Genomic DNA, 24368 nt, shown 5'->3' on the forward strand with positions numbered 1-24368 from the left:
TAATAGCCGATTCTAAATAAGAATCGGCTATTAATATGTAAAATCCGCCTAATATATCAAGGTTGAGAAACAGATATAAGATGTTTAGGCGATGTGTTTATTTCCTCTGCTAATGCTTTTATGTTCATCATGATTTGAAGTATTTCTTCTTTTGTTGTTCTTGGGTTGATAGAGCAAAGTCGAATTACTACTTTTTCTTTTAATTTAGTCGTACTTAGCATAGCAAATCCTCTTTGATTAATTTCTTCCACCAATTTTTTGTTTATTTCATGAATTGTATCTGTAGATGTTAGCTCACATGGAATATAACGAAAAGTAACAATTCCTAATTGGGCAGGTGTTACTACTTCCCAATCTTTTTCTTTCCTTAAAAACTCTTCAACTTGTTCAGCTAGCATAATGCCATGATCAATTGCCTCACGAAAAGCTGTAACTCCGAATGCTTTAAAAGAAAGCCATACCTTTAATGCTCTAAATCTACGAGAAAGTTCAATTCCACGCTCCCCAAAATTCACTTTTTCTTCTATATTAGTTTCTGTATCCTTAATATACTCTGGGATCATACGGAATGTTTCACTTAAATATTGGCTATTTCGAATAAGTACACAACCAACATCATAAGGCTGAAAAAGCCATTTATGCGGGTCTAACGTTAAAGAATCGGCACGATGAATTCCACTTAATAACTCCCTTCCTTTTTCACTGAGAATTGCTGCAGCCCCATAAGCTCCATCCACGTGTAGCCATATATCTTCATCACCACATACATCAGCCAATTCATCGAGGGAGTCCACCGCTCCGCAATTCGTTGTCCCTGCATTAGCAATAACACAGAATGGTTTTTTCCCTTTTAATCGATCTTCTTTTATTTGTTTTCTTAAAGTACTAACTGAAATTTTTAAGTCTTCATCTGTCTCAATTCGGCAAATTTGATGCTGTTTAAAACCTAATACTTTAAGTGCTCGATCTACAGAAAAATGAGTTTGGTTAGAAAAATAAACAATCGCATTTTCTATGTCATTATTCAGCTTGACCTGTCTCGCTACAGTAAGTGCAGTCAAATTAGCCATGGAACCACCACTGACAAATAATCCTTCAGCTGAATCAGGGAATCCTAGCATTGATTTTAACCAGTTAATTGTCGTTAATTCAATTTGTTCGGCACCTGCACCTACTATCCAAGCTGTAGGAAATACATTAAACCCACTTGCTAAAAAATCTGCTAATACACCAACATAATTATTAGGACCTGGCACAAAAGCCATAAAATGAGGATGATCCACATGAGTAATTTGATTAAACACATTGTTATTAAGAAAATGAAGTAATTCTTTTGGATTAGATCCGTTTTCCGGAATCGTTTCAATTAGCTTGTCTCTAAAAATATTACTATCAATCGTTTCTGAAACTGGTTTACTTTTTAAATGATTCATATGATCAACAATTAAGTCAACCGCTTGATATCCTAACTGACGCATTTCTTCGGCTGATAACTGTAATTTTTTTGTCATTTGATTTACTCCTATTCTATTTAAAAAGGCGAGTTTTTGCTCGCCTTTTCATTTTTTATAATTTGTAATCACAAATTGTTTGTATTGGATTTTGAAGAATCGTGTTGATTAACCCCTGGATGTGATTTAATATTTCCTGTATTTTCTCTGTTTCATATACCGTTTGATCATATCCAAACTTTATTGTAAGTCTTTCTTCAGGGAAGCACATAATTCCATACTTTACATGTGGCTCATCAACAACTTCGTAATCCGTGATAGCAAAATGTCTGTTTTCATTTGAAGAAAAGATTGCTGGATTAGTTGGATAGTTTTCAAAAACCCAAAGATGGTCAGTCAACTCAGTTTTTAATTCACTTTGCTTTTGTATATCAACAAATGAATAGTATGCATACTCATTACATTTCAATGTCTCTAGTTGTACCTTTTGCAGGAAGTCCACAAAAGATTGCGTTTCTGTCCATGCTAATCGGATAGGCAAAACATTTGTGAACAGACCGAACATATTTTCAATTCCTTCTACTTCGGGGGGTCTGACTGATACTAGGTTAGGCAATACTACTTCTCTCGTTCCGTTGAATTTGCCAAGCAATATTCCCCATACAGCTAGTAATGCCGTATTCATAGTTATATTATTTTTAGTTACAAATGTCTGTAACTGATCAGTCAAATCCTTGTCTAATGTTAAATCCATAAAAGTGAAGTTTAACCCTTCACTTTTAGATGGGACTTTCTTTTTAGGAATACTAATTTTCTGATTGTATCCTGATAAATAATCTCGCCAAAAATGACATGCTTTCTCATGATCTTGTGCCAAAGTCCAATCTATAAATGTTTCAAAAGGTTTTACCATGGGTAACCCCGCCGTAGTTCCGGCATTTGTAGTTTCGTAGAGCTGGAATAATTCGTCTATCAAAATGCTGACGCTCCAACCATCACATAATAGATGATGGGAACTCCAAATTACTTTATGCTCGTTATTACCTAGTTGGAATATACAGAGACGTGTCATAAGTTCATCATTTTTAAATCCTCGACTTAAATTTTCATTCATCCACTGTTTTAGGAATTCTTGCTGTTCTTGTTTCGTCATCTCAATCAAGTTTTTTATTTCTGAATTTATTTGAACATCATATAGAACAGCTTGCCAAGGTTTTGCTTGTTCATCTTGCACAATTATTGTTCTTAAAGCATCATGACGATCAACTAATTGTTGGAAACACTGAATAAAGAGTTTAATATCCAGCTCCCCCTCAAGTGCCCAAATTGTTTGTTCAAAATATGCATTTGTATCAGGTTCATTCGTAGCATGCTCATAAATAACTTCCTGGAAAGGTGCTAACGGGTAAATACGTTCTATTTTTATATCCGGCATTTTTTCTTGTATTTTGTTAAGTGTATGTTGATTAAGTTGTTTATCTTTAACATTTAGTAATGTAGCTTTATTATCGTTCATTATGTTTACATCATTTGTTTGTGAACTTGAAAACTGGTCTAGCTTTTTAACAAATTGAACCATGTCCCTTAATATAGGAAATGAAAATATATTTTTTGGTTCAAGCTCGAATCCTTGTCGATACAGTCTGACGGACACTTGAATCGCTTTTATCGAATCTCCACCTAAGGCGAAGAAATGATCATTTACTCCAACTTGATCTATTTTGAGTACTTCTTGCCAAATACTAGTTAATATTTTTTCCATTTCAGTTTTTGGGGCAATAAATACTTCATTTTTTTGTTTCTCCGGAGTAGGGAGCGCTTTTCTATCTAATTTACCGTTTGGAGTCAGGGGTAATTGGTCCAAATAAACAAAATAAGAAGGAATCATATAATCTGGCAAGTGATCTTGCAAATGCTTTCGTAGTTCTGTTGTACTAATATTTTGCTCAGTTACCACATATGCAACTAAAAATTTTATTCCGTTCTCATCTGTTTGATCAATTACGACAGCATGTTCGACTTGTTTATAAGTTAGAAGACAACGAGAGATTTCTTCTAACTCTACTCGATATCCCTGAATTTTCACTTGGTAATCTTGGCGGCCTAAAAATTCAATATATCCCTCAGAATGCATTTTTCCACAATCCCCTGTTTTATATATAAGACCAAAATCAGGATGTGACACAAACGCTTCATTTGTTTTCTTTTCATCATTTAAATATCCTTTAGCAAGGCCCACTCCCCCGATATATAAATCTCCAATTACACCAACAGGGCACATTTTCTTTTCATAGTTCAACACATAATACGTTTGGTTTGCCAAGGGCATCCCGTATGGAATACTATTCCAATGTGATTCCACCTGTTTGACCGGATAATAAATTGACCAAATCGATGCTTCTGTTGCCCCTCCTAGTGAGACTACTTCTGCAATCGGAAAATGTCGTTTTATTTTTTCTGGTAAAGAAAGCGGAATCCAATCTCCACTATGTAAAACTAAACGCAAAGAAGGATATTCAAAATGAGAACCTACTTGCTCCAATGCCAAATCCATGATTGCAGGCACTGTATTCCAAATTGTAATCCCTCTACGTTCGACAGTGCGGATTAATTCTTGCATGTCTCTCGGATCACGAATCATTACTAACATTGCACCTGTGCTTAAAGCTCCGAAAATATCGTATACAGATAGGTCAAAACACATGGAAGAGATACCAATAATACGATCATCTTCATTCACCTCATATTTTTGATTTATGTCTTGAATAGTATTTGTAACCGCTTGGTGAGTAATAATTACTCCTTTTGGTTTTCCTGTACTTCCTGAAGTGTATATAATATAGGCAATATCTTCTGGACCAGCAATAGCGGGCATATCTTCTGTTGTATAAAATGACAAATGATTTTCTTCATAAAGACTAGGTTCTAATAAAAGCTTGCATGAGCTATTTTTTAAAATATATGTTTGGCGATCTAAAGGATGATCGGGATCAATCGGAACATAAGCGGCACCTGATTTTAAAATACCTAACATATTAACAATTGTGTCAACTCGCCTTTTTGCTAAAAGACCCACTTTGTCACCTAGACCAATACCTTGCTCTTTTAAGAAGTGGGCAATTTGATTAGAACGTTTATGAAGTTCCGAGTATGTTAACCATTCTTGTTCAAATACCACTGCTACTTCATCCGGTGTACGTTTTACTTGGTCTGTAAATAATTGATACAGAGTAGTTGAAGGTATTTTTTCTGTTGTTTCATTGTATTGCTTAATTAAAGTTTGATCCGATTCTTTCATCTGCAAAGATGTTATATCGCTTTGTTTCACCAATTGTTCCAATAAGTCAACAAATTGGGAAAACATTGCTTCTATTACATCAACATCAAACAACTCTTCAACATAGTTCCAGCTAATTAATAACTCTCCATTTTTTTCAATTACTACATTATCCAAATACACTTGTGGAGTCCGAGCATGAATATAGCGAAGAGAACCAAGTTGTTCCCAAGAGAAAGCACCTGCACCTGCTAACATCGAGGTGAAAACGATTGGCATAACTGCTTTTGGCGTCATTTGATGATATCGAGTAAAATCTCGAATAAAGTTAACTCCATCGTAATGACGATGTTCAAGGCCATCTAATAAAGTAGCTTGCGTTTCTTTTACTCTAGTAAAGAAAGTTTGCTCTGGTTTTACATCAACATCCAATAAAATAAGTGATGTGAAATCTCCAACAATCTGTTCTACTTCATCATGAACAGGATAACGGTTAAATACAGTCAAGTTAATTGCTAATCGACGTTGATTACTCCAATATGCCAACACATCACCATATATTGTACAAAGTAGAGCGGAAGGCGTTACCTCTTTCTCTTGTGCTAACTTTCGTAGCTTTGTCCATTTTTTATTATCCAGGATTTTTGTAAGTGATTGGAATTTAGGAGTAGCAATCTCTGCTGGATCCTTTTTTAACAGCAAAGAAGGTGCAAACGGAAAGTCAGGAAGCTTACTTGTCCAATAATCTTTTGCTGTTTTATATTCTTCGCTTTGTTCCATTTCATCATAGATAAACATATAATCTTGAAAATCAAAAGATAAAGATTCTAATTTTTGATTTGGTTTATAATAATAATGCAACAAATCCTGTCCAACAATGTTCATGCTTGCTCCGTCCATTAATAAAGCATCGTATCGAAAACATAATAAATACGTGTCTTCTTTTAAAAGAAAAGCTTTCAATTCAAACAAAGGCCATTGCCCCAAAGGGAATACATGGTTAGTCATTCGAGAACGCTCTTCTTGTAAGCGAGCATGTTGATTCCTATCATCTAAATCTATGAGACTCACTATTTCAATCTCGTAATCAGGAACGCTTTGTAATATTTGCTGTTTTCCCTCTGGTAAAATTACAGCTCGCAACATTGGATGACGATGAATTACCTTTTGAAAACTTTTTGAAAGACGATTGATATCCAAAGCTGTTTCATATTCAAAATATGTTTGAGGGGAAATACCACTTAATTCAAACTGTGAATTCCGTCCTATCATATACGCTGTCTGAACTTCTGTTAAGGAAAATGGCTTAGACAAATCTTTAACATGAGTTGGTCTACTTTCAAGGTTTTCCTCTTTATGCTCTAGCTTTACACAAGAACTCAGTTGAGCGATTGTGGGGTGCTTAAAAAAATCTGTTGTACTTATTTTTAAGCCGTCTTTTCTTAATAAATTAATTACCTGAAGTGCTTTAATAGATTCTCCTTTTAATGCAAAAAAATTATCATGAATACCGATTCCCTCGATCTCCATAACTTTTTCCCATGCACGCACTAATTTTTGTTCAATTTCATTGCGCGGAGCAACGTATGGAATTGATACATAATCCGTTTGTGTTATATCCAACAATCTTTTTCTATCCACTTTTCCATTTGGATTCAATGGAATCTCTTCTACCTGAATCATTTTTTCAGGAATCATAAACTCAGGTAATTTATCACTTAAATATTTTCTGATTTCATCAAAAGACACCTTGTTATCCGATACATAGTAGGCAGCTAATAATTTCCTATTTCCATACACTTGATCAACAACGATAGCCTGGTTTATTTCTGGATATTCCCTTAATTGAGTTTCGATTTCTCTTAATTCAATCCGATACCCCCGAATTTTCACTTGCTGATCCATTCTACCTAAATATTCAAGTTCTCCATTAGGCAACCAACGAACGAGATCACCTGTATGATACATCATTTCCCCTGCCGCAAAAGGACTCGGTACAAACTTTTCATCTGTCAGTTTATTTTTACCAAGATACCCTCGTGCTACCGCTACGCCAGCAATGCAGAGTTCACCGGGAATTCCAAATGGTTTTAATTGGCCATACTTATTCAATATATAGGAATGATAATTCGGGTTAGGTTTGCCAATCGTAACTTCTTTGGAAGTGCTCAAGTCTTTTACTGTTGCGCAAATGGTTGTTTCTGTGGGACCATAAATATTTAAAATTGTTGCTTCACTGATACAACGAATTTTTTCAACCAAATCAATGGAAAATGATTCTCCTGCTAATAAAATAGATTTTAAATCTTTTAGAAAAATCGCCCCTTCTGGATCACTCAAAATCACTTCCATTCGCGATGGCGTTGATTCCCATAAATCCACCTTATGTTTTTTGACCAAATGAGCCAATTCTTTTGTTGCAAACTGGTCCTCTGTAGCAATTACTACTTTTGAACCTTGCGTTAAAGGAAGACATATTTCTAACAAGGAAATATCAAAAGATACACTAGCAAGAAACAAGAATGATTGATTAGCTTTTACTTTTTCTCTCATTACATTTAAAAAATGAACTAGCGATTTTTGTTCTATCATTACCCCTTTTGGATTTCCTGTCGATCCTGATGTGTAAATAACATAAGCTAAATCATTAGGATTATGTTCTCGTACTAAATTACTTTCTTCACCTTGAAAAAGATATTCTTTATCAAGATACAGTACTTCACCTGCAAATTGTGGCAATACTTCCTCTGTTCGCTTACTAAGTAAATATTTTGCTTGACTATCTTGTAACATATATTCAATTCGTTCAGTTGGGTAGTTAGGGTCGATTGGTAAATACGCTGCTCCTGCTTTTAAAATCCCCATCATACCAATAATCATTTCTAATGACCGATCTACCATAACGCCAATAATACTTTCTTTTGAAACACCTTTACTTTGAAGAATAGAAGCCAATTGATTCGCTTTCTTATTCAATTCTCTATATGTCAAAGATTGATCATTACAAACAACAGCAATTTGATCTGGAGTTTTTAATACTTGCGCTTCAAACAAATCTTGAAATGATTGAAACAAGTCTATGCCCGTTTGAAAAGTATTCAATCCTTCTAACAACTCTTTTTCTTCTTCTGCAATAATACAAATATCTTTCAATGCCAAATTCGGATTTTGTGAAACTTGCTTTAAAACATAACAATACGAATTGGCAAACTGTTGCAAAGAAGAGAATGAACGGGACTTGCAAGAAATTTGAAATTCAAATTCATTATGTATTTCATTCCATTTTCTTCGTATCCATAGGGCTAAATTATTCTCTGCGTATTCTTCTAGCGAATTTTCATTATGTAATCCTTCCATCCCGATTACAATTTGAAAAGGAGTTAAATTGTGTTTAACTAATAATTCAGAGAGCGGATACTCCTGATTTTCATACCCGAATAAAGTCGTTTGTTCAATCTCATTTACTAATTGTTTAAAGGTGTGATGCGGCTGGATTTCACTTCCTAAAGGAATCAACTTATTAAGATTCTCACTTTGTTCAAGATTCTTTTCAATTATAGGAATACCAATAGTAATTCTTTCTTGATCTGTATAATGTGCCAAACAAACCCTTAAAGCGGCTTGAAACCAGCTAAATAATAATAAATCTTGAGACTTACTTATTTTTTGTATACTTTTACTAAATTCTACATTCACTATGACTTGAACGTATTCACAAGGTGTTTCTTTATTTAGTTGGTAATCGTTATTAAATTTAAATACAGAAAAATCGAGAATCTCGGAAGATAATTGCTCCTTCCAAAACGCTTCTACTTCTTTATTTTCATGAATCGAACTTCGATCTTTAATGTGCATTTTTATCTTTATCCCCCTAATATTCATTTCTTCTACTCGTTAATTTTCAAGCCAACTTCAAGCCCATGAAGAAACACTTGATGATTATCCAAACATAAAAATTGCTGAATATCTTCAAATTTCATATGACCGACTGAACAAACCCCTAAATTTAATGTCTCAGCAACCATATTTAAGGTAGCAGTGATAATGCCTGACTCAATACAAGCAAATAAATATCCATCTGAACCGTATTTCGGGATGGAAGCGTTCGCATTATAAACCAAATAAACTGAGAAGGCAGATTGAGTAAATAAATCCTGATTAATTAACTCATGATCACTTTTGATTACTTGATCAATGTTGTTTACAATCACAAGACTATTTTTTGATGGGTTATAATAATAAAATCCAGCTTTCATATCCTCTATACGTTTTGGTTTTACATAAACAAAGATATCAATGGGATAGAGCCCGCCTGCACTTGCGTAATGATAGTATATTTTTTCTTCCCTAACCTGTTTTAGAGTTGATAAGAATCGGGAAAATTCCGAAAAACTAATATGTTTTTCCATATCAAATTGACGACAAGACCTACGTTCCTTGATTATAGTAGGTAGCTCATTTGTTGTTTCAAGTTGAATTTCGGTCGACCGTGCAGCAACGTGCGTGCGATTTAATTGTTTACTCATATACTTATCTAACTTTTCTTTAGAAAAGCGAATCTGGTTGCTATATGGATTTGAAAAAATCTTTTCTTGTGAAGAAAATACTTCTCTTGGGTGTAATATATTACTTACTAACACACGATTTTTTATCATGAGCTCTATGTTTTTTTGTGTCTCTTCTACATTTCCTAACGAAAAGCGCTCTACTAGTTCACTAATTTTCACACCTTTTTGAGCCATAAAATAAAAATCTGGAAACCACTCAGACAGAATACCTGTAAATCTCATTTCCCCTATCAAAACTTCATTATGCAACTTCTCCCAATGCTTAATCGGAGACCAGTAATAAATTTTCTCGCTCATATAACCCTCCATAAACATTTAACTTATTTTTGAAATGCAATTTTCTAATTTACAAAAATTTTTTCGGATTCTGCTCCTTGTCTCATAGTGATTATAAATACATGCACTTTAACGAAACTTGAAAATAATGAAATAACTTTTTCTTCATTAAAATTTTTTATTTCATCATAAAAAATGATTTCTTTTTGGATATTTCACATCCTTTCCCATAGTAATCCTATAAGGTATAAACCATTTGTAACATTGAGAATATTCATGTATTTCCAATGTGAAATTATTGTAATGGATTGGAGAGCGGTTGAATATAGTTATTAAATCAAATAATGTTGAGAAAGTTTTATTTATTATATCGATAAAATTTTATGATGTAATTTATTACAAATAGATTAAGAAAAGAGTTTTAAATTTTTCTTAATCAGTTAGTGTGAAAATATCACATACTATTACATACAATCGAGTTACTTACATTTCATATTCAAAATAGAGAAAAGACACCTTGAATGGTGTCTTTTCTCTATTTTAATTCCATATACTTTTTACGCCTTTGTTATTTTTAAACGATTTGTAGGAGTTAATACAACTCGAACATCTAGTTCGTTATATGTTCGAATATATAATAAACATTATATGAATTACGAATGTATTTCAGGTAATTTTATAAATAAACTCAAAGATATCTTCTCCTCCTACTGTCATAAAAGAAATAATCTATTGCTTATTTCTTTTATTAAATTGTAATATAATTACAGTATGTGAAATTATATTACATTAACTTTAAAAGCGAAGTGAGAATAATCTTCACTTCGCTTTTTTCATTTGCAATCCTTGTTAAATTTGCTCAATGCAGTATTTATTTCCACATTCTTCGCTTTTATTTAATCGGTTTCTCTGTTTTTAAGACAAATGAACTTAATGCAGGAACTTTAATTTTATTGTCATGGACAACATAAAGTAGTTTACTTCCCGCCTGCTTGCCATCTACTAGTACTTTCCAAGGCCCTTTCGATGGAAGTGTTATTTCAACAGCTTCTCTATTTGCATTGTGAGCCACTGTAAAGTATTCATGTTTATTCCCCTCTATTATATAAGCTACAGTATTTTTTGGAGCATCAATAAATGATACGTGTGTTTTTATTTGCTCTGCAGATGTCATTCGAAAAGCTGAGTACTTTTTGCGTAATTCTATTAAACCCTTCATATAATCTACTTCATTATTAAACGTTGCACGGCGCAGCCAATCCATCTGGTTAATTGAGTCTGGAGATTTGTAACTATTATGATCACCGTATTTCGTCCGCATAAACTCTTGCCCTGCATGTAAAAATGGAATTCCTTGTGATGTTAATAAAATCGAAGAAGACAATTTGTGCATTTGTGTTCGCACTTCATCGCTGTCACCTGGATTAGTTAACTCAAGTTTATCCCATAATGTATGATTGTCATGTGCTTCCACATAAGTTAGCACCTGCTCTGGATCTTGATAGGTAGACGAATTTGTATCGTAGTCAATACCTGCCGTAATACCTTTTTTAATACGATCTTCCATGTTTTCCTTTCCATTTATAAAACCATTTTCTTTTTCCTCAAATACACTACCTTTTAACCCATCACGTATATTATCGTTAAAATGAGCAATCCCTTTCATTTTCTCTGCATTTTTTTGATTTGCTTTCAGCTCAGCTGCAAGAGGTGTATTTAAATCCCATCCTTCTCCGTGTAGTATAATAGAAGGGTCAATTTGATTAACAGCTTTACGTATTTCATTCATCGTTTCATAATCATGAATACCCATTAAATCAAAACGGAATCCATCTAAATTGTATTCTTTTGCCCAATATGTGACGGAATCTATCATAAATTTCCTCATCATTTTTCTTTCTGAAGCAGTATCATTTCCTACTCCAGTTCCATTTGCAAATGTTCCATCTTCATTGTAACGATAATAATAACCTGGAACTAACTTATGGAAATTAGATTCAGCAGCGTTATACATATGGTTATATACTACATCCATCACCACTCGAAGATTATTATCATGTAGTGTTTGAACCATTTGCTTTAATTCAGTTATTCGCACAGTCGGCTCATAAGGATTTGTAGAATAGGAGCCTTCTGGAACATTGAAATTTTTAGGATCATATCCCCAGTTATATTGCGGTTCATTTAAAGTCTCTTCATTTACAGAAGCATAATCAAATATCGGTAAAAACTGAACGTGAGTAACACCAAGATCCTTTATATGATCAAGTCCTGTTTTTACACCTTCTGGCCCTTTTGTTCCTTTTTCTGTTACACCTAAATACTTCCCTTTCTGTTTAATACCACTTTCAGATTGAATGGAAAGATCGCGTACATGTAACTCATAAATAATAGCATCTTCCGGATTTTTAAATTTTGGCTTTTTGTTTGCTTTCCATTTTTTCGGATTTGTTTCTTCTAAATTAACGACTGCACCTTTATCCCCATTTACAGAAGCAGCACGCACATATGGATCAACCGCTTCAGTCCACTTATCACCAATTTTGACCTTATACGTATAAAAGAGCCCTTTTTGGTTCCCCTTTAGTTCTGCTGTCCAAGTTCCCTTTTCACCTTGTTGCATGTTTATTTCAGCACCTATTTTATCGTTCCAGTTTTTATATGTAACTAACTTCGCTTCGCTTGCAGTAGGAGCCCATAAACGAAACTTTGTATGTTGCGGAGTATATGTATTTCCTAAATCGTTACCACCATAATAAAATAAATTATCAAATTCTTCGCTACGAATGACTTTACCAATTTCAGTATTCGTATCAGCTAAGTTTTCTATTTTAACTTTGTATGTTTGTTTTAAATCAATTTTCTGTTCCGTAATTATTTTGACCTTATTAGTAATATCTCCACTGTTTATATCATAAGGAGTAATATTCTTAATTTTAATGCCTTCAATTTCAATTTTCTTTTCCTTAATATGAAACGGGACATTAGTCGTTACAGTAATTTCATGGAAACTATCAATAGTTGCTTTTTGAATTGAGAGATCCGATGATGGCTTAGAATTATATACTTTTTCATCACCCGAAAGAATCCATACTTCAGCACGACCGTCCTTTATATTTTCAATCCAACGATCCCCACCATCTTTTTCCCATTCATTTGTTCGAACTATAAATCCTACACGATTATAGTCACCGTCTATTTTTATCTTAGCGTATTTTCCAAATTCATCTTCACCAGTAAATTCATAAGATGTACCATTTGCATTTTCTCCCCATAACCAAAGATTCCAGTCTTTTGTATTTCCAAGCTTTTCTTTGTAATGAATGATAATTTCAGTTGTTTTCGAATTTGAAACTGCCTTCACACTCTGAAAGGAGAAAACAGATGATAACATAACGATTAAAGTAAGTAATAAAACTGTTTTGTTAATTAATCTTTTTATAATTTGCACCACATACACCCTTTCTTCAAATATTACTAACGATTTATTATGCTTTCACTACATAACACTGCTTAAATTAATCTAGAAATCTCTTTTACTTCACCTCCATATTGGCTATTTTCACGTATGTATTTCAATGACCTTTTAATACGAAAACGTTTGCATTAGTACTTAAAAAAATAGATTTGTTTATGCCTTCATATGTTTGTAAATGCTAAAAGATCAGGGAAATCATTTTAAAGCAATCGTTTGTTATCGCTTTCATTTTATAGACTTTCTATCAAGAGGTCAATATATTATTAATTTTCTGTTTTTATATATTTTAAACCTTATTTATTTGTCACAACTTCTTACAGGTAAAGTGCCTCATTATTGCTTAGTCAGTTTATTTTCAATAATACATTGCTACGTAAAAAACAGCTAATATCCTTAAAATGACATTAGCTGTTTTTCATAATGTATTAATATATGAATGATAACTATATTTCTAAATTACTTAATTTTTGCTGCATCAAATGCTTTTTGAACTGCTTGAACTTCAGCTGTATTCGCACCATATTTATTAGTTGCCACTCGAATACATGCTGATCTCAATTCTTTGAAATTAGAAGTCATGTTTAACTCATCTGTATTTGCATAATAGAAAATATCAAACATTTTATCTTCACCAATTCCTTTAACAGTTACTCCGTTATGAGTTCCGCCTTTTGCAATCAGATACGCAACTTTATTAATAATACTTGAATTAAAATGAACACCGCCTTGATCCCATCCATTAAAATCGTTAAATTCACTGTAATCATCTGGATAAGGCACTCCAAGTGAAGATGGCACAGAAGCTGGGTTTTCCATATCACGGAAAACAGATCCCGTTTGTTCTCCCATTGTCCAGTTAAAGTTTCCATTATTTACGTATTTCTCAATAGATGTTCCCATAATATCAGATAGCGCCTCATTAATCGCACCGGATTCCCCGTAATATTCAAGATTAGATTCGCTAGAAGTAACAGCATGTGTAAATTCATGTCCAGCTACGTCATATGCTTTAACAATAGGATCGCCATATACAAGCATACTTCCATTATTAGCACTTAATGCATTCTGCCAATTTTTCGGATCATTCGTCTCTTCAGAATCCCAAGCGTGTACAACTGAAACTACCTTTTGTCCCTTATTATCAAAGCTATTACGCTTGTATTTATCTTTATAAAAATCAAATACTTTTGTTGCTAAGTAATGAGCACTTACTGCTTTTGGATCGTTAAATGTTGCCGAAGTACTTGTCGCTAATGTACCAGGATAATAGCTTTCTTCTTTAGTAATATCTCTGTAATTCACATCATATGTTTCAATGCCTTGCCCTCTTGTATAATCAGCAAGAGCATATTTGCCATTACTTTGTTTAGAGATACCAAATGAACGATTAATACCTAAATCATCTTTTCCTGTTCCCGTTAATGATGTAAGGCTGCTTTGTTTACTTTTCTTTAAGGCTCCAACTAGTTTTTCACTTGCTTTTAAGTTAGATTCTTTTACCATATTTTTTAACATATCACCATTTTGTGCATTTACTAAATAAGTACCAGAAACATAGTTTGGTGTTGCAGCTTCGAAGGTAACTTGGTATGCATTGCTAGCTTGTCCATTATTTTCATCAACAAAAATAACCTCTTTAACTTCTGGCTCAGAAATAAACTTGATATCGTTCCCGTATTTCGTATAAATATATTGTTTTGCTTCATCTTTTGATAGATTAATAGTTTTTTTCAATTCTTCTTGTTTTAAATTTTGCGCGCTATCGCCTGAAACACTTTTAATAACACCCTTATTATCTACGTGTGCAGTTAATTGATGTCCATATACTTCTTTTCCTTCGTATGTTTGCTGCATACGCACAAGTGTAGTTCCATCATACGAACCACGTTTTTGAAGGACTTTATAATCTACTCCTGCTTCTCCATTGACTTGTTTTTGGGACAGAGCTTGTTCTGTTTTCTCCTTAAGTGCATCCTTTACTACATTTTCTGGTGCCTTTTGTGACGGCTGTGTAAGTTCACCCGAACGGAACGATTCCTCCTGAATTTGAACTTGTAGTTGATCTGTTTCCTCTGCATGACCTACCCCATATGGTGCCACAGCTGTTAAAGCTAATCCTGTTGTTAATGCTACCTTAGTTAATGTCTTTTTGTTTTTCATTATTTCACCTCGTATAATTTTTGAAATAGAAAGCTTGTACAAAGTATACTGTCTATTAATGTCTAAAAAAAGAGAAAATACACAATTTATGTAACATTATGCAAAATTACATAAATTAAGGATGATGCTACAATTAAAGAACAACTCATATAAATGCATTAATTTCAATAAAAAAGAGCTCCCTAAGACGCTCATCCAATTGGTTAGTTATTAATTATCTATATTCATTCTAATAAAAGTATACTTATATCTAAATAACAACATAAAAACCCACTCTTAACTATTTTAAGAGTGGGTTTCATGCTATTAAAATAACAATTACTATAAGAAATTTTATAATTTATATTTTTTTAGTAATCCTACTAAGTTTTTTGTAAAATTCACCTTTTGTCTTTACATGATTAAACTGATTTGGATTAATATTTGCTTTTTGTGAGAGTAATATAATCTCTTCTTTTGAAATTGAGTCTTTCGTATTTATAGATGCTATATTTGTGTATTTTCCGTCTTCTGTTTTTGGAATTTCTAAAATCCCTTTATTCACAAGATCAACTACCGCCTTATGCTCTGAAGAATGTAAATCTACACCAGTAATTTTCCAATTACGCATAACTTTTGGCGTGTATACACCGTTCTTTACCTCTTTTAAATATGTAATAGCAAGGTTACGAATGGTCCCACCTGTTTCTCCAAATGCATTCTCTTGTTTAGATGACCAAATTTGTTCAAACTTACGCCCCTCTAAAGCTCCTCCTTTTGCCTGAAGAGCCTCCATTCTATATGCATTCATTCCCAGCGTCATAGCATCGCTCATTTTGATTGGTTTGTTTGTACGAATAGAGCGTAAATTTGTAATTCTACTTCCATATGGTTTTGTTAAGTCAATTTCGTATTTTACGCCTCCAAAGAAATCGTTCGTACTGTATTTAGAGGCACGGCGGGTTTTATCAAAGCTAACGGTTACATCTCCGGCACGAGATGAGTTAAAATATCCTGCTGCCCATTCCATATAGTCTTTTAAATCTTTTCCAGAAATCTTATATACTGTAATTTCTCCCAAGGCATATTGATAATTGTACGCAATATCTTTTTTCTTAATAGGACCTATATCTAAACGGGCATAATCATTATCAATTTGATGGGCTACTACATCTGCTTTACTGTAGTAGAGCATGACTTCATGAAAGAAATCTGATAAAGGTGTTTCTTGAATCTGAACACTTGGAATACCCTTTATTTCATTTTCAGGAACAAGATTTCTACCCTTTAATTGAGCCACTACAACATTTGCATCTCCTCTCGCATATTCGTGAAAAGGTGTTAATGTTTCTTCAAGTGTAGGATCAGATAATATCGTTGTTCCATCAGCATTTTTTACAGGTATAGCGGTAGCAGTTTTATTTTTTAAAGCCAACTTCCCATCTTGCTTTGTAAAAGTAAGGTCAATACGTGAAATATGTGTTCCATATTTATCTGGTTCTGTAATAATTACGCCATTTACAACTTCTTTTTTTACAAGTTTATGCATGTGAGCCGCAAAAATAGCGCTTAGTTCCGGACAAGCATTTGCAATATCTTGAACACCAGTACCAGGGATACCATTCTCATTTTCTAATCCCATATGCATAACTCCTACCATTACATCTACTTTACCTTCTAATTCCTTAATTGCCTTTTTCGTCTCTTCTACCGGATTTTTCACCACTAAACCATTTAAGTGATCTGTCCCTTTTTCAAAATCACTAATCATTGGTGTATTCATACCAATAATCCCAACTTTAATTCCACCTTTTTCTACAATTGTATATGCAGGAAGAAAGCGCTCTCCATTTTCCTTATAAATATTTCCTGCTAACGTTTTCCCCTTATATTGCTCACTAACTTTTTTCAATGTATCTAATCCAAAGTTGAATTCATGATTTCCAAATGCCCAGGCGTCATATCCCATTGTATTCATCGCTACCATCATTGGCGATTGTGGCTTATCGTTGAATAATTCTACTGAGTTTCCTTGAATTGTATCCCCGGCATCTACTAATATGGTATTTGGATTTTCTTGACGGACCTTCTTTATAACCGTATAAAGCTGTGTCAAACTTCCACTCATATTTGCTCCATCAAGCGCATAATCCCAAGGCATAAATCTACCATGAATATCTGCAGTACCTAACAATGTGATATTAACTTCAGATTCCTCAGCCTTAGAGATAGGTGGTTTGACTATTACTGCTGTTCCAAGCAGTAATAGAATTACAAAGTAACATACAAAGTTCTTCCATTTCATTTTTTGCATAATAATAATATTTCTCCCCTTTTTGTAATTTCATAAAGTTGCTTGAACTTTAAAAATGTAACTTATTATTCAGGAAACTTCAACTACAAAAGATAATTTTGAAGGTGGTTCTGTTGCAAAAATAAAGAGAATAAATTGCATACATCCTCTAACAGAATTGTATTTTATCATTTCCTGACAGAATACCCCTTTCTTAAGAGTGTGAAGTGTACTTTCAAAATAAGGACATATCATTTATCATCATAAAAATCATCATTTCAATTTATTAAAACGGGCATATACAATATGTTATGATGATTAATTTTTTGAATTTCGTTACTGATTTATCTCCTTCTAAATAAAAACACTTTCAAAAAAATAACCCCGCTCTTCATTTAAGACGGGGGTTACACTTATACAGAAAATCGGATAGTTTCATATTTTCTTAAGCTTATTGGTTACTTTCAACTAATTTCATTCTATTTTTGGTTTCTTCTGAATCAATAAGAATCAACCGTTTTCCCTGTTTATAATACGTATCGATAATAAATAGGGAATAATTTTTACTTTTCAATTTCACAAAGCAATTTTATCTCTTTGATTTGTAACATATGACGCTGTTCATGCAAATAGATCAGTTCTATCCACTGATCAAGGGGCAATTCTCCAAGAGCTGGATGCATCACTGATTTTTTCGCTAATACAGACTCATCTTCTATTGTACTCAGGAAACGCATCAATTCTTTTCTTGATTCGTTTAGCATATTGAGCATTTGCTGCACTTCAAATAGTTCTATACTTGGTTCAATCATTTCTGGAGCTATAAACTTTTTCGTTCTATCTAATAAAATAGTGTGAATTTCTTTACGCTCATTTTGGGTACTATCTAACTTTTTTAATCCTGACGAAATAACTGTTATCACTCTCTCATCTAATAAAACTAAATGATGACAAACTTGTGCAATACTCCATTTATCCTTATCTGGTTTCCTATTAAATTGAGCATTACTCAACAAAGTAATTTCCTCAACTAATTGATTTCTCGTTTCATAAAACTTGTCATTTACAATTGTATCCATGTGGATTCTCCTTTCATTGCAGCCTACATACTTAAATTTCTACGCTAGAAATATTATCTTCGAAAAAAGATTTTCTTTCACTACTATTCCAATTTCATTTTAAAACCACAAATGAAGTTATTTGTTTTATATATATTTTTAATTGGCACAAATAAATCAACCTTTAACTTTCCTTCTAGATCTTCAGTAACATTATTTAAGCAAAACTCTAAATTATCTCTATCATAATCTGCATCATACTCACTATTTGGTAGCCACTCTGCATACATGTATTGATACGCTTCACTTAATTTATGAGGTTCATCATAGAACTGGCATAGACCATATGTACCTCCATCTAATCTTTTAAATTGCACAGTATGATACTTTTCTTTATCGAAGTTTTCAGGAATCGTAATACATGCATCATGCCGGCACTTATGACTTGCAACAAGTTCAGGATTATCCAATGATATTCCGATAAATGATTGCTCTGGTGGATACAGTTTATTTTCAATTGACCAATTCAGTAACTTTCCCCAGTGATCTTGCGGTTCAAAGTAGCTACCAGTTCGTCTTATATACGCTACTTCTAATGGTGGTAATTTTTTTATAACAACTTTCATTTATATCTTCTCCCCTATAAATATGTACACTGTTTAATTAGCTTTCTTTAACATTTATTCCTTCTTAAATAAAAAGAATTCTCTAATCATATAAAGTGAAACTTTAATCAGCGGGAGATGAATTTGAATTGAAATATAATTGATTACTATTACTATTACTATTACTACTAAAGTAGTATGTACTTTCATACTTTTATTTGATTTTAAATTCTTTTTAAATCGATATATTAATTGTAAGAAAATAAAAAGGTGGAGGATTTTAATTGATTAAAGGAATATACGAAGCGCATTTACCAGTGAGTAATTTACAACAATCTATCGAATTTTATGAAGAACTAGGGCTGAAGTTAGCCTGGAGCGATGAATCAACAGCATTCTTTTGGATTGAGGATGGGAAAAGTTGGCTAGGATTATGGGCGGGCTCTGAATACGAAACAAAATATCATCCTTCTTTACGTCATATTGCATTTAGAGTTTCCTATGAGGATTTAAAAGAATCATTACATTGGTTACACTCACTTCAAATTAAAGCTGTTCCGTTTGGGAGTAATGAATCTATTGAACCATTTGTCCGTCCACATCAAGGTAATGCATCTGTTTATTTTATTGATCCAGATGGTAATAGCTTAGAACTTATTTGTCATATTTTTGTACCTAACGCACTAAAACATATAAATGACAAATTGTCCTTGAAAGATTGGGAGACACTATTAGCTGACACATTTGAATGAATATTAGTTATAAATCATAATGGCTCACCTTTATTTTTATAACATGTATAACAATCTTGAATAATAATGTCCTATCAATTTATCATTAAATAAATGTAAAAAATGACCCTATTTATTCATTTTTAATGCGTATGTATGTACATTTGTTAATTTATTCGATATATTATGGGTATTGAATGATTACGTGAAGTGTATAGGTCGCTTATATAACACCTTATATTTTTATATCCGTGAAAACTACAAAGTGTATGAAAATCCATTTGTCAAATGAATTTAGTGCGGAAGGAGGTTTGTGGTTACTTCATAGGGTATAATAATCAGTTTTTTACTGATAAAAATATAGGAGGCGACATAATGTTTCGTACGATTTCAAATTTCATGAGAGTAGCTGAGATAAGAAGGAAAATCCTTTTTACACTAGCGATGTTAATCGTTTTTCGAATTGGCACGTTTATTCCAGTTCCTCATACTAACGCAGAGGTATTAAAAGTACAAGATCAAGCTAACGTTCTAGGTATGTTAAACGTATTTGGCGGAGGAGCATTGCAACACTTCTCAATCTTTGCTGTAGGTATTACACCATATATTACAGCTTCCATCATAGTACAGTTACTACAAATGGATGTTATACCTAAATTTTCGGAATGGGCAAAGCAAGGAGAAATGGGCCGTAAGAAATCAGCTCAATTCACTCGATACTTTACAATCATTCTCGCATTCATACAGGCCATCGGAATGTCGTATGGCTTTAATAATATAGCAGGTGGACAATTAATAACAGATCAAAGCTGGACTACATACTTATTTATTGCGACAGTTTTAACTGCAGGTACTGCATTTTTACTTTGGTTAGGCGAACAAATTACCGCTAACGGAGTTGGTAATGGTATTTCGATGATTATCTTCGCAGGTCTCGTTGCCGCCATTCCAAATGTTGCAAATCAAATTTATTTACAACAATTCCAAAATGCTGGCGATCAGCTATTTATGCACATAATAAAAATTGTTTTAATTGGACTCGTAATTTTAGCGATAGTTGTTGGTGTTATTTACATTCAACAAGCTGTACGTAAAATACCGATCCAATATGCAAAAGCTGTTTCAGGAAACAATCAATATCAAGGAGCAAAAAACACTCATTTACCGCTTAAAGTAAATAGTGCTGGTGTTATACCAGTTATCTTTGCTTCTGCATTTTTAATGACGCCGCGTACAATTGCGCAGCTCTTCCCTGATTCAAGCGTATCAAAATGGTTAGTTGCAAATCTTGATTTCGCACATCCAATTGGAATGACACTTTATGTCGGTCTTATTGTTGCTTTCACATACTTCTACGCATTTATTCAAGTAAATCCTGAACAAATGGCTGAGAATTTGAAAAAGCAAAATGGATATGTTCCTGGTATTCGTCCTGGTAAAGCAACTGAACAATATGTAACTAAAATTCTATACCGTTTAACATTTATCGGTGCAATTTTCTTAGGTGCTATTTCTATATTACCGCTCGTATTCACGAAAATTGCTACGTTACCACCTTCTGCTCAAATTGGTGGTACAAGCTTACTTATCATTGTCGGTGTAGCACTAGAAACTATGAAGACGTTAGAAAGCCAGCTTGTAAAACGTCATTATAAAGGCTTTATTAAAAAAGTGAATTAATTATCAAAAACACAGTTGGTTATTTTTCCAACTGTGTTTTTGATTTTATCAGTCCTGTAATATACAGGGCTATTGCTTTATTAAACTACATCTCCTTCTCTAATAACCGCCCTTTTTTGAAATAAGTCCGTAGTGTTGAACGATTGGCCAAAAATACACCAATCAATATAAGACAAGCCCCCATTCCCATTGTAGGATTTAAAGGTTCTCCTAAAATGATATATCCCACAATTATTGCAATTAATGGTGATACATATAACCACGTCGATGGAAATACTGGATTTGTTTTTGATAAGAGCCAGTAATATAATCCGTGTCCACCAATCGATCCGATAAATATGAGATATAAAATAGGCCATTGCACACTCCATGAAGTTAATACGGTTACATTTGGTTGTTCTACAATAATAGATGCGATTAGTAGTAAAATCCCTCCATAAAACATTTGAATACCGTTAATAAGAAATGGTGATACATTTGATAAATCTGACAGTATTTCTTTCGAACGAATAGAGCCTATTCCGTAAAATAACTCCCCTATAACTAAAACAATACAAGCAATACTCCATATGAAACTTACTTGTTGATGCATTCCTGGTAAAGAAACAAATATAACACCTATTAGTGCAATAACTAAAGCAACGAGTTGTTCCTTTTGTAATTTCTCCCTATTCCTCTTTGCTTGTATTAATAAAATCATCATTGGTCCCGTAGCAGAAAGAACAGCAGCTAATCCCGAAGAAATATATTGTTCTGACCAATATAAACTTGCGAATGTCATAAATGTTAAACAAAATCCAGCATACATAATGCGTTTTGAAAATATATGTGGCATAATTTCTTTTCGCTTTAATTTAAAAATAATCATAAGGATTATGCCCGCTAAAAAGAAGCGAATTCCTGCTGAAAACAACGGTGGCGCCCCTGCTTCAATTCCAATTTTTATCGTTAAAAATGTTGTCCCGAAAATAATACATACTAAAATGTAATTAAAAATGACCATTTTGCTTCCTCCTTTTTACTCTTAGAATGAGTATAGAGGCTATGGTGTATAACAGTGTATCGGTACATATAACAGTTACTTCAAGTTGTAGTTGATTCCCTATATATTTTTCGCTTTAATTAAGTTAAAAAGAAAAATAGGTGAACCTATGAAAATTGTATTGCGTAAAGAAACAAACATACCGTATTACAAGCAAATATATATGCAAATTGTTGACAGAATACAAAGTGGTATGCTTTCACATGGTGAATCTCTTCCTTCTTTACGTTGTATGGCCACAGATTTACAAATCAATGTATTAACAGTTCGTAAAGCGTATAAACAGTTAGAAACGAAAGGGTATATACGCATCGAACAAGGAAAAGGTGCTTACATATATAAACGGGTAAAGAAAGATTTCAAACCAATTCCGTATAAATGGCAACAAACGAAAACGATTAATGTTATGCGTTCTCAATATGCAATGAATAAGCACCGTAAATATTATAATTTTTCACAAGCAATTCTGTATCCTCGTCTGTTACCAAATCCATTTTTGGCAGATGAAATGCATAAATTGCTGGATAAAAATCCGATGTTGTTAGCAACTTATGGGCCAGTTCAAGGCGATTATGAATTGCGAGTTGAAATAGCAAATTACTTACATGAACACCAGAAATTAGTGACAGACCCATCTCAATTATTAATTACAAGCGGCGCACAACAAGGAATTGATTTAATTGCTCAAACATTATTAAAACCTGGAGATATTGTATTGGTAGAAAGTCCATGTTACAGTGCTGCGCTTGATATTTTCATCAATAAAGGTGTTCAAATCATTCCCGTTTCTCTTGATAATCATGGAGTTCGCTCCGACTTAATTGATGATATTTGTCAAAGTAAAAATCCCGTTTTATTGTATACGAATCCCACCTTCCAGAATCCGACAGGTACAGTAATGAGTAAAGAACGAAGAATGGAACTTATAGAACTATCGGAGCTATATCAATTTTTTATTATTGAAGATGATTCTTTCGGAGAAATATATTTTGAGGATGCTATAATCCCGCCCCCAATCAAAAGTTTTGATAAGGATGGCCACGTAATATATATAAAAGGATTTAGTAAAACGTTAGCACCAGGACTGCGTATTGCAGCACTTATTGCCGATGGTCCTATTTTTGAATGGCTATATGCAGTAAAAGGTTCAATGGATATCGGTAGTCCTTTATTAACACAAAAGGCACTTCTACCGTTTTTACGTGCAGAACGTATGAAAAACCATTTAGAAAAATTACGTACAGCTTTACAAATGAGACGTGATTTAACAATTGATATATTATCGCCATTAAAAGAACTACACTTTGAAATACCAAATGGAGGTTTTAATTTATGGGTGACACTACCTGATTCGATAGATCCCTTTACCTTATTACAAAAAGCAAATGAAGTAGATGTCTCTTTTTTACCAGGAACAGCTTGTCTATTAAACTACGAAACAAATGATAACCAATTAAGAATTAGCTATTCAATGTTAAACGAGAAAGATATGGAAATTGGATTAGAGAAATTACATGATACAATACGAAAAAGTATTTGTTAGAAGCAATATCACATTAGCCAACAATAAATAATACCCGAAAATGTATAGTATGGGATACTATTTATTGTTGAGCTTTTTCGTTATTCTTAACAACCGATTTTAAAACTTGTCTTTCTTTTAATTCTTCAACACTACCATATTGATCAATAACAATTGCTTTCATTTCCTCTCCTCCTTGCTGTTTATTTTAATAACATACAATTATTTCTCAAAATTTTTTGCCTTGA

General features: G+C 33.1%; 12 protein-coding genes. 3 read left to right on the forward strand and 9 right to left on the reverse strand.

The window, feature by feature from the left end; translation table 11 throughout:
- Nucleotides 1-56: 56 nt before the first annotated feature.
- The 8 genes from DN404_RS17235 to DN404_RS17270 form a co-directional block, all read right to left on the reverse strand.
- Nucleotides 57-1511 carry a pyridoxal phosphate-dependent decarboxylase family protein gene (locus DN404_RS17235; RefSeq protein ID WP_000162820.1) on the reverse strand — a complete coding sequence of 485 codons (1455 nt, stop codon included), beginning with the start codon at nucleotides 1509-1511 and terminating at the stop codon, nucleotides 57-59.
- 55 nt (nucleotides 1512-1566) lie between these two features.
- Nucleotides 1567-8583 carry a non-ribosomal peptide synthetase gene (locus tag DN404_RS17240; RefSeq protein WP_149215280.1) on the reverse strand — a complete coding sequence of 2339 codons (7017 nt, stop codon included), beginning with the start codon at nucleotides 8581-8583 and terminating at the stop codon, nucleotides 1567-1569.
- A gap of 32 nt (nucleotides 8584-8615) precedes the next feature.
- Nucleotides 8616-9593, reverse strand: coding sequence for a SagB/ThcOx family dehydrogenase (locus tag DN404_RS17245; RefSeq protein ID WP_016122625.1), 978 nt, complete (start codon nucleotides 9591-9593; stop codon nucleotides 8616-8618).
- An 871-nt stretch (nucleotides 9594-10464) separates the two neighbouring features.
- Complete coding sequence (pulA, locus tag DN404_RS17250) at nucleotides 10465-13023, reverse strand: type I pullulanase (protein ID WP_044306440.1); 2559 nt, start codon at nucleotides 13021-13023, stop codon at nucleotides 10465-10467.
- 483 nt (nucleotides 13024-13506) lie between these two features.
- Nucleotides 13507-15210, reverse strand: coding sequence for a M4 family metallopeptidase (locus DN404_RS17255; protein WP_000791448.1), 1704 nt, complete (start codon nucleotides 15208-15210; stop codon nucleotides 13507-13509).
- Nucleotides 15211-15550: 340 nt separating this feature from the next.
- Entirely contained in the window at nucleotides 15551-17503 is a 1953-nt protein-coding gene (locus DN404_RS17260) for a bifunctional metallophosphatase/5'-nucleotidase (protein ID WP_001171052.1), read from the reverse strand.
- Between the two features lie 542 nt (nucleotides 17504-18045).
- A complete protein-coding gene (locus DN404_RS17265) occupies nucleotides 18046-18561 on the reverse strand; it encodes a DinB family protein (RefSeq protein WP_149215281.1) in 516 nt (171 codons plus the stop codon).
- Nucleotides 18562-18644: 83 nt separating this feature from the next.
- Entirely contained in the window at nucleotides 18645-19166 is a 522-nt protein-coding gene (locus DN404_RS17270; protein ID WP_149215282.1) for an AraC family transcriptional regulator, read from the reverse strand.
- Nucleotides 19167-19429: 263 nt separating this feature from the next.
- Between DN404_RS17270 and DN404_RS17280 the strand changes: the two genes are divergently transcribed.
- Nucleotides 19430-19897 carry a VOC family protein gene (locus tag DN404_RS17280; RefSeq protein WP_149215283.1) on the forward strand — a complete coding sequence of 156 codons (468 nt, stop codon included), beginning with the start codon at nucleotides 19430-19432 and terminating at the stop codon, nucleotides 19895-19897.
- 354 nt (nucleotides 19898-20251) lie between these two features.
- Nucleotides 20252-21556, forward strand: a complete 1305-nt coding sequence (secY, locus tag DN404_RS17285; protein WP_000490135.1) for a preprotein translocase subunit SecY — start codon at nucleotides 20252-20254, stop codon at nucleotides 21554-21556.
- 85 nt (nucleotides 21557-21641) lie between these two features.
- On the opposite strand, the gene DN404_RS17290 is transcribed toward secY, so the two are convergent.
- Nucleotides 21642-22559 (reverse strand): DMT family transporter, encoded by a 918-nt coding sequence (locus DN404_RS17290; protein WP_000234337.1) that lies wholly within the window; start codon nucleotides 22557-22559, stop codon nucleotides 21642-21644.
- 148 nt (nucleotides 22560-22707) lie between these two features.
- Between DN404_RS17290 and pdxR the strand changes: the two genes are divergently transcribed.
- Nucleotides 22708-24141, forward strand: coding sequence for a MocR-like pyridoxine biosynthesis transcription factor PdxR (gene pdxR, locus DN404_RS17295; RefSeq protein ID WP_006922681.1), 1434 nt, complete (start codon nucleotides 22708-22710; stop codon nucleotides 24139-24141).
- The last annotated feature ends 227 nt before the right edge of the window (nucleotides 24142-24368 follow it).

Source organism: Bacillus sp. TE8-1 (assembly GCF_008368855.1).
GTDB lineage: Bacteria > Bacillota > Bacilli > Bacillales > Bacillaceae_G > Bacillus_A > Bacillus_A cereus.